This is a genomic window from Alcanivorax sp. IL2 (genome assembly GCF_047495475.1).
Taxonomy (GTDB): domain Bacteria; phylum Pseudomonadota; class Gammaproteobacteria; order Pseudomonadales; family Alcanivoracaceae; genus Alcanivorax.
The window spans coordinates 2,112,495-2,124,251 of record NZ_CP179932.1 but is presented as its reverse complement, the minus strand read 5'-3'; the positions used below and the strand labels follow the sequence as shown (position 1 = coordinate 2,124,251).

The window sequence follows — 11,757 nt, the reverse complement described above, 5'->3', positions numbered from 1 at the left end:
CGGTATTCAGGCCGGGACGGCCAGTTTGATCACGTCGTCTTCCACCTGTACCGGATAGACCGTGAGGGAAACGGCTTCGTCTTCCAGACACTGGCCCGTTTCCAGATCGAAATGCTGCTTGTAGATTGGCGACGCCACCACACGCTTATCACCCACCGACCCGAGAATGCCCCGGCTCAGCACGTTGGCCTGGCTGAACGGGTCGCGGTTATCCAGGGCATACAGGCTGCCATCGCGGGTGCGAAACAGAGCTGCCTGGCGACCGGGCAGGCGTACGCCTACCCCGGTGCCCGGTAATACGTCATCAAGCTTGCACACGGCTTGCCATTGCACGGCAACGGAACTGTTCATGCTCATGCCTCCTCGACCAGTTCGATACGTTCATGTTCAAAGGCCGGACGACGCTGGCCGCGCTCGCGCACGTATTTCAGGTTGTCGTCGGCGCTGTTGTCGTTGACGAAATGCTTGAAGCGTTTCACTGCTTCGTCGTCTTCGATGGTGGTCTTCCACTCACACTGGTAGGTGTCGATCACGTGTGCCATTTCCGCTTCCAGCTCGGCACCGATGCCCAGGGAATCCTCCAGAATCACCTGCTTCAGGTAATCCAGGCCACCTTCCAGGTTTTCCAGCCAGACGCTGGTGCGCTGCAGACGATCCGCCGTCTTGATGTAGAACATCAGGAAGCGGTCGACGGTCTTGATCAGCTCTTCATCGGTCAGATCAGATGCAAACAGATCCGCATGGCGCGGGCGCATGCCGCCGTTGCCACAGACATACAGGTTCCAGCCTTTCTCGGTGGCGATCACACCCACGTCCTTGCTCTGCGCTTCAGCACATTCACGGGTACAACCACTCACGGCCATCTTGATCTTGTGCGGGCTGCGCAGGCCCTTGTAACGCTCTTCCACCTGGATGGCGGTACCCACCGAATCTTTCACCCCGTAGCGGCACCAGGTGGAACCCACACAGGATTTCACGGTACGCAGGGACTTGCCGTAGGCGTGGCCGGTTTCAAAGCCGGCATCCACCAGGGTGCGCCAGATATCCGGCAGCTGCTCAACGCGAGCACCGAACAGATCCACCCGTTGGCCACCGGTGATCTTGGTATAGAGGTCGTACTTCTTGGCCACTTCGCCCAGCACGATGAGCTTGTCCGGGGTGATTTCACCGCCGGCCACACGGGGCACCACGGAATAGGTGCCGTCGCGCTGCAGGTTACCGAGGAAGTAATCGTTGGTGTCCTGAAGGCCCGCGTGGGGCTTGTTCAGCACATAATCGTTCCAGCAGGACGCAAACACCGAAGCCGCGGTGGGCTTACAGATATCACAGCCTTCGCCGCTGCCGTGTTTTTCCAGCAGCTCATCAAAGGTGGTGATCTGCCCTACCCGTACCAGGTGATAGATTTCCTGGCGGGAATACGGGAAGTGTTCGCAGAGGTGGTTGTTCACTTCCACGCCACGTTTTTCCAGTTCGCTGTCCAGCACCTGTTTCACCAGCGCCGAACAACCCCCGCAGGTGGCGGACGCCTTGGTGCAGGATTTCAGATCGCCCACGGTCATGGCGCCATCATCAATGGCGGCACACAGATCACCCTTGGAGACGTTATTACAGGAACAGATCTGGGCAGTGTCCGGCAGCGCATCGGCACCCAGCAGGGGCGCACCATCGGAAACCGGCGCCACCAGTGCCGCTGGACCACCGGGCAGGTCCATCTCGTTCAGGCACAGCTGCAGCAGGTTGCCGTAGTCGTTGGCGTCCCCCACCAGAACCGCGCCCAGCAGTTTCTTGCCGCACTCACTGATCACCGCCTTCTTGTAGATGCCGGCGGTTTGATCCATGAACACGGTACTGCGTGAACCCGGAGTGTTGCCGTGGGCATCACCGATGGACGCCACGTCCACGCCCATGAGCTTCAGCTTGGTGCTCATGTCGGCACCGGTGAACTGTTGCTCAAACTTACCCATCAGGTGCTCGGCGGCGATCTCCGCCATCTGGTAACCCGGCGCCACCAGACCGAAGATGCGACCTTCCCACAGCGCCACTTCACCGATGGCATAAATGCTGTCATCGGAGGTGACACAGTGGTTGTTCACCACGACGCCGCCACGCTCGCCCAGCTCCAGCTCACAGGCACGGGCCAGTTCGTCCTGGGGACGGATGCCGGCGGAGAACACGATCACATCGGTTTCCAGGTAATTGTCTTCACCGAAGTTCATCCGGTGTTTGCAGGTTTCACCGTCCACAATGTCTTTGGTGCCGGTGCTGGTGTGTACGGTGACACCCAGTTCCTGAATCTTGTCCTTGAGCAGGCCGCCACCAAAGTCGTCCACCTGGACAGCCATCAGACGCGGGGCAAACTCCACCACATGGGTTTGCAGGCCCAGGTCATGCAATGCCTTGGCTGCCTCCAGGCCCAACAGCCCGCCCCCCACAACGGTGCCCACTTTGCCGCCTTTACTGGCAGCGATCATGGCATCCAGATCATCGATGGTGCGGTACACGAAACAGTTATCACGATCGTTACCGGGTATCGGCGGCACGAACGGATAAGACCCGGTGGCCAATACCAACTTGTCATAGCTGAGCGTTTCACCCGTGTTGGTGGTGACGGTGCGTGCACCACGATCAATGACATCCGCCTTGGTATTCAGCTTCAAGGTAATGTCGTGCGCGGCGAAGAACCCTTCAGGCACCAGCGACAGGTCGTCGGCGGTCTTGCCGGAAAAGTAGCTGGTTAGCCCCACGCGGTCATAGGCCGGCAGTGACTCGGCGCACAGTACGGTAATGTCGAAGTGCTCGCGGCCACCCTGGGCCACCAGCGACTCTAGATAACGTTGGCCCACCATGCCGTGGCCAATAAGTAGAAGTTGTTGCTTTGCCATAAGGCTCACCCTCGCGGTGCATAACTGACACCCATCACTGAGCAAGGCCTGTGCCAACTTGCTAACTCATTATTTTTAATGGATTTATTTTATTTTTTGGGCAATAACCACAGAAACCCTGCTTTCTTTTAATGCGTTCGTGCACGAGAAAAATGCATTTTTTCGTGCACCGAGATGACCCATAAACGCTCCCGATTTGCGCACAGTTATTGCTCTCCCCCCGGTTAATTCACTTTTAATTCATTGAAAACAGACACTTAGCAAGGTGGCACAGGAGTTGCTCAGATCAGCCTGTCGTTAACCGCCCATGCATGGAGAAGTCATGAGCGATCAAAAGCTGAATCTGTTGAATCTTTCCGCGCCACGCATCCGCCTGTTACACCTGAGCTGGCTGGCGTTCTTTATTACCTTTGTTGTGTGGTTTTCCCATGCGCCATTAATGGGGCATCTGCGGGACGCCTTCGACCTGACTCCCGAACAAATTAAGGCGCTGCTGATTCTCAACGTGGCGTTGACCATTCCAGCCCGGGTGGTGATCGGTTCCCTGGTCGATCGCTTTGGACCCCGGTTGGTGTTTGGCTCTCTGCTGATGCTGGCCGCTCTGCCCTGCTGGGCATTTGCTCTTTCCACTACCTATGAACAGCTGGCGGTGACCCGCCTGTTGATGGGCTTTGTGGGTGCCGGTTTCGTGGTGGGCATACGCCTGATCAGCGAATGGTTTCCGGCCCGGGAAGTCGGTCTGGCGGAAGGCGTCTATGGTGGCTGGGGCAACTTCGGCTCTGCCGCCGCGGCAATTACCCTGCCTTCCCTGGCTCTCTTTTATGGTGGCGATGACGGCTGGCGCTGGGCCATTGCCACCACCGGTGCCGTTTCCTTTCTCTACGGGATTTTCTTCCTGTGGCGGGCACGCAACACGCCCCAGGGCGCGTCCTATTTCAAGCCCAAGAAAGCCAGCGCGCTGGAAGTGAGCACCAAGAAAGACCTGTTCTTCTACCTGGCCATGAGCCTGCCCCTGTATATCGCGCTGCTGGTGATCGTCTGGCGCCTGGGGCCCACCAACCTGAATCTGTTCGGCCAAACCACACAGATTCTGTTGGCCGCACTGATTATCAGCCTGGCAGTAGTACAGCTTGGCCAGGCCTGGCGGGTAAACCGTGAACACCTGAAGGAGGGAGTTCCCGAGCACGACCGCTACAGTTTCAAACAGGTAGCCATTCTGGATCTGGCGTATATGGTGACGTTCGGCTCCGAGCTGGCGGTGGTTTCCATGCTGCCATTGTTCTTTACCGATACCTTTACCCTGTCAGCAGTTACTGGCGGTCTGCTGGCCTCCGGCTATGCCTTTATGAATCTGGTGGCTCGTCCCGGTGGTGGCTGGGTATCCGACAAGTTCGGGCGCAAGAAATCCTTGGCCATTCTGCTCTGCGGTCTGATGGTGGGCTACGGCCTGATGAGTCAGATCGGCAGCAGCTGGCCCATTGCCCTGGCGGTGATTGCCACCATGTGTTGTTCCTTCTTTGTGCAGGCTGGTGAAGGTGCCGTGTTTGCCACCGTACCGCTGATCAAGCGTCGCCTTACCGGTCAGATCGCCGGCATGGTAGGCGCCTACGGGAATGCCGGTGCGGTGATCTTCCTCACCGTGCTGACCTTTGTGGACCCGTCCACTTTCTTCCTGGTGATTGCCGCCAGCGCTGCCGTGGCCCTGGCCGCCGTGCAGTTCCTGGATGAACCCAAAGGGCACATTGCGGAAATCGACGAGAAAGGCGACGTTCAGCTCATCGAGGTGGGCTGAGTGTTATCGGCAGGTCATACACAGGAGTTTTGATAATGGATGTTGCCAACGTCACGGCCGAGGCACCGGCCATTGCCCCCGAGCCGGACCTGCACCCGCAGGTCCGCATCGGCCAGTACAGTGATGCCGGGCCCAAACTGCACAACCAGGATGCGCTGGCCATGCAGATTCCTGATGGCCCATTGCTGCGTACCAAGGGCATTGTCGCCGCCCTGGCCGATGGCTTGTCCAGCGCCGGTGCGGCACGGGAAGCCGCGGAATCCTGTGTACTCGGCTTTATCAATGACTACTATGCAACGCCATCATTGTGGAGTGTGCCCCGCTCCGCGCAGCGGGTACTGGAAGCCCTGAACCGCTGGCTGTGCCGGCAGACCCTGGCCGGGGAAAGCCACCTGTGCACCCTCTCCCTGCTGATCCTGCGCTCGCGTACCGCACACCTTTTCCAGGTGGGCGATTCGCGTATCTGGCGACTGCGTAATGACCGTCTGGAATGCCTGACCCGTGACCACAGCCGCATGATCGGGGACAACCGCCAGGTTCTCACCCGGGTCATGGGCGGCGATACCCGTCTGGATGTGGATTACAGCAGCAGCGACTTGCAGGTAGGCGATGTGTTCCTGCTTACCAGTGATGGCGTGCATGGTTTCCTGTCCCGTTCACGCATGCAGGGCATCGTGCGTGCCAGTGGCCAGCCGGAAGTGGCTGCCCGCAGCCTGGTGGAAGCGGCCCTGGCCAGCGGTAGCGATGACAACCTGAGCTGTCAGGTGCTGCAGGTGGATGGCCTGCCCGACGCCAGCGCCGACGAAGCCCTGCGCCAGCGCGGCAGCCTGCCACTGCCCCCGCCGCTGAGCCCGGGAATTCGTGTCGACGGTTTCACCATAAAACGGGAGCTGTATGCCAGTGTGCGCAGCCACCTGTATCTGGTGGAAGATGAAAGCGGCAAGCAGTCGGTGCTCAAAACACCGTCGGTGAATCTGGAAGACGACCGGGATGCCCTGGAGCGGTTTGTCATGGAGGGCTGGGTAGGCCAACGCCTGCGCAATGCCCACCTGCTGCGCACCCTGCCCCTGCCGGACAACCCCAGCTGCCTCTATCAGCATCTGGAGTTCATCGACGGTGTGACGCTGCAACAATGGCTGAAAGAACACCCGGATGTGGCGGTGGAAGAAAAACTGTATCTGGCCGATCAGTTACTTAACGGTATCCGTGCCCTGCACCGTGCCGATGTGATTCACGGCGACCTGAAGCCGGATAACATCATGGTGGATACCGACGGTCTGGTCCGCATCGTGGATTTCGGCAGTTGCCATTGCCGCGGCATGGAGCAACACAATGCGGGTATCCCCCTGGGCACGCGGGATTACAGCGCCCCGGAACTGCTGGATGGCGCCGCCCCCAGCGAACAGAGCGACCTGTTTTCCGCCGCAGTGTTCATCCATGAAATGCTCACCGGATCGCTACCCTGGCAGGGCCGCTACGAAAAATCCGCCCATCGCCCCCTACCACCCTTGCAAGGTCACAATGCTTTCGTGCCGCTGTGGATCAACAACGTGCTGCAGCTCGCCCTGCAACATCAACCCAAACAACGCTTCAGCGACGCTGCCGAATTCCGCGACGCCCTACGCCGCCCAGTACGCAGCCGCAAACCGGCGGTCGACAACGATGTCCGGCAGCTACGTATCTGGAAAGGGATCAGTATTGTGCTTGTGGTGTTGTTGTTGATTAGCGTGGCAGGAGGGTTTTAGTGAACAGTTAACAGTGAATAGTTAACAGCGACGCGATCAGCTTAATAGGGTTTGCAACGCATGAGGCCGCGCTCAGTATCTGGGCGCGGCCTCATGCGTTTTTGTTGCGGCTACGTTTCTCGCGCAACTATTCACTGTTAACTGTTAACTGTTCACTCTCCCAGAGCGCCCAACTCAAAACGCCGACCATTACTCTCCACAAACAGCTTTCCCTCTTCCTCAAACGCCCAATCCACCAGTTGGTAAAACGCAGAGCGACCGATCAGGGCTTCCAGGTTTTCGCGGACTAGCAGATACGGTGACGGTTCGCCGGTTTGCGGGTCGGTTTCTACGCGTAGGGGGTGGTTGTCGCCGGCCACTACGTGGCTACCCACATTGGTGGTGAAGACCAGTTTGGTGACCCCGCCCTCTTCCAGGCGCTGCACTTCCACCGCCACAAAAGGAGCATCGTCCACCTGGATGCGCAGCTTTTCCACCGGGGTGATCAGGAAGTAGTCATCGCCTTCGCGCAGCAAAATGGTGGAGAACAACGCCACCATGCGTTCGCGCTGGATGGGGGAATTCTGGTAGTACCAAGTGCCATCCCGGGCGATGCGCATGTCGATATCCGCATGGCGCTCCGGCTTCCATTGATGCACTGGCGGCAGGCCGCTTTCATCCTTGCCTGCCTTTTCCAGCAGCGCCAGCAGTTCCTCCGCCTGTTTCATCGTGGCCCCCGTTGCCCCTTGTTGCCCATGCGAATGCCGATCTCGATCAGGAAATCCAGGAAGTCATCCTTGTCGTCGATCAGCTTCTGGTAGAACGGGGATTCCATCAGTGCCACCGCACCATGGGCCAGCGCCCAGGCGGAGCAGATGTGATAGATCGGGTCCACGTCTTCCAGTGAGCCTTCGGCAATACGTGCCTTGACGATATCGGTGAGGCGGGCAAAGTTGGCTTCGCGAATGCGATGCAGCTTGTCCACCAGTTCCGGCAGGGCATGGTCCTTAATCACCTTGTTCTCAAGGCGATCGAACAACTGGTAACGCTTGGGATCACTGATCCGGAAACGGAAATACTCCCGTGCCAGCCGCTCCTTGTCATCGCCGCCGGAGATGGTCTGGAATACCTCGGCCAGATCCTCCTCATAACGGAGCATCAACAGCAGATAAATCTCGTTCTTGGTCTCGAAATGCTTGTAGATGGTGCCCTTGCCGATACCGACCCGGTCAGCAATCATTTCCACGGTCACACGGTCCTCGCCCTCTTCCAGGAACAGCTCAAGGGCTGCATCCAGAATCTGGCGCTCCCGTTGACGAAATTCCTGCGCCTTGCGCGTGGCTTTTTCCAGGTCACCCATCTATTTCTCCTTCGAACCCGCCATACCAGACGTAAAGACGGCTTAACTGCCGCAATTCTAACGTATTCCCTTTTTATAAACACAGGCTTGTATTGATGGAAATCCCTCAGGGGGTAGCATAGCGTCATGACTTACCCGCCCAGCATGGAGACATCATGGCTCACCCGGAATTTCCCCACCGTGAAGACCTGCTTTACCTCAACCACGCTGCGGTGGCGCCCTGGCCTGCCCGTAGCCGCGATGCGGTGGCGGAATTCGCTCGCCAGAATTGTGAGATCGGTGCCCGTGATTACCCCCATTGGCTGAAAGTGGAACAACGCCTGCGCGAGCGACTTTCCTGGCTGATTGGCGGGGTCAATATCGATGAAATCGCCCTGCTGAAAAACACCTCAGAGGGTTTGTCGGTGATTGCCCAGGGCATTGACTGGCAGCCCGGCGACCAAATCGTGATCAGCGATCAGGAGTTCCCGTCCAACCGTATCCCCTGGGAAGCGCTGGCGGATCAGGGCGTGGAAGTGATCGCCGTAAGCCTGGATACGCCGCAACCGGAACAGTCAGTGATTGAGGCACTGGGACCGCGAACACGGCTGGTGTCCCTGTCCGCGGTGCAATACGGCACCGGCCTGCTGATGGACATGGCGCCCATCGGCGCCGCCTGCCGGGAGCGGGACATCCTTTTCTGTGTGGACGCCATCCAGATCCTCGGCGCCCTGCCCTTTTCGGCGGAACAGGCCAAGGCGGATTTTGTGGTGGCCGACGGCCACAAGTGGATGCTGGGCCCGGAGGGGCTGGCATTGTTCTACTGCCGCCAGGCAGTACAGGACAAACTGACCCTGCGCCAGCACGGCTGGCATATGGTGGCCAATGCTGGCAACTACACCACCACCGACTGGCAAGTGGCCGATAATGCCCGTCGTTTCGAATGCGGCAGCCCCAATATGCTCGGAGCCCATGCCCTGGAGGCATCCCTGTCCCTGCTGGAGGAGGAAGGCATGATCCAGGTGGCCGAGGCCCTGCAGGATCGGGTCCAGCGACTGATCGACGGTCTGCGGGACCGGGGTGCCACCCTGCTCAGCCCCGTGGACCGCCAATGCCGGGCCGGGATTGTCACCTTTACCCTGCCCGGTGAAACGCCAGCAGACACCTTCCAGCGCTTGCGACAGGCCGGCGTGGTTTGTGCGGAACGCGGTGGCGGGGTCCGTTTTTCACCACATTTCTATACCGACTATTCGGTCATCGACCGGGCCCTGAGCCTGTTGTAAGCTCCAGAACCTCGTTTCCCGCACATGGAGTGCCCATGAGTCGTCAACTGGCCTTTTATCAATGGATCTGCCGCCGCCTGCAGCGAGACGAGCCGTTCAGTGGCCAGCCCAGTGCCGACCTAGACAGCCTGCGCACCGTACTCAAGCCCTGTGATGTGCTGCTGGTGGCCGGCCATAGCAGTGTGGACCGCACCTTCAAGGTAATCGGCGACAGCCGCTTTGCCCGGGCGGTGCTCTATATCGGTCGACTTCATGACGTGGCTGACCCGGCCCTGCGTGCCTTGCTGGGGGATTACACCCCCTGCGAACCGGATACCCAACTGGTGATTGATGCGCGCCTGGAACGGGGCCTGATCGTGGAACCGTTGTCTGCCCTGGAAGGCCGACAGATACGTGTCTGCCGGGCCCAGGGACTGAGTGACAATGAAGCCCAGGACGTATTGCGCTATGCCATTAGCCGAATCGGCGCCGGTGGCAGCCAGTCCTGGGTGGCGCTGGCGTTATTGACCCTGATGCCATGGCGATGGCTACCGCTACGCTGGCGCGTCAACCTGTTCCGGCGCTGGGCCGGGGAGTTGGCCCGGGCACTGACTGGCACCGTCGTTGCCGATGCGTTCAGTTTCGTACAGTTCCCGGTGCTGCCGCTGGTGAAGGAAAACGGCTCCGGTAGCCGCCTGCTTCGACTACAGCCACGAGCCATTACCGCCGCAGATTTCGATCACTCGCCCTACTTCGAGATTATCAAGGCGCCGTTCCAGCTCGCGGAAGTCCCCAAGGGCATGGATGCGGTGCCCTGGAAAGGCAATCAGGGCGCGCTGGCGCCGGAGCGCCATTTGTCACTGGTGGAGCCGTCGAGCGGCAACCAGGGCTAGGCCCAGCAGCGCCAGGAACGACAAGCTGCCTCCCCCGCCACCACCACTGTCAGTCCCTGCCGTCGTGCCGCCACCGCTGCTGGCGCTACGGGCTTGAGCGGGGCGGGTATACGCTTTGCTGTCGCCGGTAGGAAAGTCACCGTTATCGGTCCACACCTGCACGGTCATGGGGTCATAACCCTCACCGGAAAGCAGCAATTGCTGGGCCACAAACTGCTCCGGCCCCAGATCCCCAAGACCGCACTGAATGTTACGACTGCCACTGCAGTTGCCCGGCAGCTCAACGGTTTCCCACCCTGCAGGCAGGGTGAAGCCCAGACGCACCCGTGCCGCTGTCTGATGAGTCGCCGCATTGCGCACCAGGGCACTGACGCGTACATGGCCATCACTGCCGCGGTTGGTGGTCAGGCTGAGCACCACATCCGGCTCGTTACTGAATACCAGATTGAACGCTTCGCTGCGCAGGCTGAAGTAATCGTAAGAGTCGCTGATCGGGCTGACTCGCACCTGATCCGCCCAGCGGGACGAAGCCTTCAGAGTCACGGCATAGGTGGCACTGGTCTGTCCCAGCGCCAGGAACAGACTGTTCCGACAATCGGTGTAGCCGGTATAGGTCCGGCAGGACAGGCCCGGGACTGACACAGACAGACCGGCCTGGTGCTCGATACGCAGGCCCACATTGCGGGCGTCATTGCGGGTACTGGTGTTGGCAATGCGCGGATACAGGGTCACCGCACTGGACGTGTTGCGGTACTGATCACCGTTGAGGCCTTCGGTCTGTAGGTCCACCAGTCCGCCGGAGGTAGTCTCTTCCAGCCAGGGCAGGTATCGATCCACGCGGCTATAGACCGCCGGCACACCATCGGTGGCACAGGTTTCATGGCCGTAGCTGGTCACCCCCACCAGCCATTGCTGGTCATCCTTGCGATAAACCAGCGGCCCGCCGCTATCGCCACGGCAGGAATCCTGCTTCTGACCCTGGGGGTTCATTTCACCGGCACAAATCTGGTTGCCAGTGAGATTACTCCACTGGCTGGCGCAATAGTCCGGCGACACGAAGTCCAGATCCGCTTTCTGCAAGGTCTCGGTCAGGGCAAAGCCATCCGGGGTGGTGGAACCCCAGCCCAGTACCTGCAGAGCTTCATCGTGGTTGCCCACCGCCAGCTCGGTAACAATGTGAGGCTTGGCCATATCCAGTGGCGTGAAGCGGCTCGGCGCCGCCAGCTTGAGCAGGGCCAAATCATTATGGAAGTGGGTGGCATTGTAGGCGGGATGCACCTGCAGTTCGGTTACCGCCAGTTGCTCCGGCGCTTGTGTACTAGTGCGATTAACACTGCCCAGGGAGACAAACAGCATGTCCGCCTCGACACTGGCCACACAGTGGGCAGCAGTCAGCACCCAACGGGGAGCAATCAGAGTGCCGCCACAGAGCGTCGCCGTATAATTGGGATTGCCGGACCGGCTGATTTCCACCTCGGCCATCCACGGCCGCACCTGTGTGACATCCTGTCCCCCGATAACCCGGGGTTGGGCTTCCAACGCCGATACCGTCTGAACCAGACCCGCCCCCAGCAGCAGGGCCACCATCAAACGATACATAAAATTACCCTCAGTTAGCGTTTCGTTACGCAACGGATACTAACTAAGGATTTCGGCTTATACCTGTGACCTGGTTCTGATATTAGAACGATGGCACATTGGTGCCAGAAAATAATTAAAAATGACTGCCAAGTCCGGGCATTTTGTCGCTATTTTTGTCGTTTTTGACGACATATAGCGTCATATTGCGCGTAGTTTTACTGCATATTTTTTATCATGCAAAACGCTTAATATAAAAGCAAGCTTTTACAACATTCACACCGCAT

General features: G+C 59.2%; 9 protein-coding genes. 4 read left to right on the top strand and 5 right to left on the bottom strand.

Annotation, left to right across the window (positions count from 1 at the left end; all coding sequences use genetic code 11):
- Positions 1 to 6 precede the first annotated feature (6 nt).
- Positions 7 to 351, bottom strand: coding sequence for a nitrite reductase small subunit NirD (gene nirD / locus ACMG4N_RS09935; RefSeq protein WP_414431494.1), 345 nt, complete (start codon positions 349 to 351; stop codon positions 7 to 9).
- Positions 352 to 353: 2 nt separating this feature from the next.
- Positions 354 to 2,882, bottom strand: a complete 2,529-nt coding sequence (gene nirB / locus ACMG4N_RS09930) for a nitrite reductase large subunit NirB (protein WP_414431492.1) — start codon at positions 2,880 to 2,882, stop codon at positions 354 to 356.
- A gap of 322 nt (positions 2,883 to 3,204) precedes the next feature.
- Between nirB and ACMG4N_RS09925 the strand changes: the two genes are divergently transcribed.
- Both ACMG4N_RS09925 and ACMG4N_RS09920 read left to right on the top strand, forming a co-directional pair.
- Positions 3,205 to 4,674, top strand: coding sequence for a NarK family nitrate/nitrite MFS transporter (locus tag ACMG4N_RS09925; RefSeq protein WP_414431490.1), 1,470 nt, complete (start codon positions 3,205 to 3,207; stop codon positions 4,672 to 4,674).
- 35 nt (positions 4,675 to 4,709) lie between these two features.
- Positions 4,710 to 6,419, top strand: coding sequence for a protein kinase domain-containing protein (locus ACMG4N_RS09920; protein ID WP_414431488.1), 1,710 nt, complete (start codon positions 4,710 to 4,712; stop codon positions 6,417 to 6,419).
- Positions 6,420 to 6,571: 152 nt separating this feature from the next.
- Here ACMG4N_RS09920 and ACMG4N_RS09915 read toward each other — a convergent pair whose 3' ends face one another.
- Together ACMG4N_RS09915 and ACMG4N_RS09910 are read right to left on the bottom strand one after the other, a co-directional pair.
- Positions 6,572 to 7,126 (bottom strand): DUF1285 domain-containing protein, encoded by a 555-nt coding sequence (locus ACMG4N_RS09915; protein WP_414431487.1) that lies wholly within the window; start codon positions 7,124 to 7,126, stop codon positions 6,572 to 6,574.
- Positions 7,123 to 7,758 carry a TetR/AcrR family transcriptional regulator gene (locus ACMG4N_RS09910; protein ID WP_290511076.1) on the bottom strand — a complete coding sequence of 212 codons (636 nt, stop codon included), beginning with the start codon at positions 7,756 to 7,758 and terminating at the stop codon, positions 7,123 to 7,125. The genes ACMG4N_RS09915 and ACMG4N_RS09910 overlap by 4 nt, the downstream gene beginning before the upstream one ends.
- Before the next feature lie 155 nt (positions 7,759 to 7,913).
- On the opposite strand from ACMG4N_RS09910, the gene ACMG4N_RS09905 reads away from it, so the two are divergent.
- Together ACMG4N_RS09905 and ACMG4N_RS09900 are read left to right on the top strand one after the other, a co-directional pair.
- Complete coding sequence (locus tag ACMG4N_RS09905; RefSeq protein ID WP_414431485.1) at positions 7,914 to 9,020, top strand: aminotransferase class V-fold PLP-dependent enzyme; 1,107 nt, start codon at positions 7,914 to 7,916, stop codon at positions 9,018 to 9,020.
- Between the two features lie 35 nt (positions 9,021 to 9,055).
- The gene (locus ACMG4N_RS09900; protein ID WP_290498122.1) at positions 9,056 to 9,892 is read left to right on the top strand and encodes a hypothetical protein; all 837 of its coding nucleotides are present in this window, start codon (positions 9,056 to 9,058) and stop codon (positions 9,890 to 9,892) included.
- Here ACMG4N_RS09900 and ACMG4N_RS09895 read toward each other — a convergent pair.
- Positions 9,857 to 11,491, bottom strand: coding sequence for a S1 family peptidase (locus ACMG4N_RS09895; protein WP_414431483.1), 1,635 nt, complete (start codon positions 11,489 to 11,491; stop codon positions 9,857 to 9,859). The two genes, ACMG4N_RS09900 and ACMG4N_RS09895, sit on opposite strands and share 36 nt — an antisense overlap.
- Between the last annotated feature and the right edge of the window lie 266 nt (positions 11,492 to 11,757).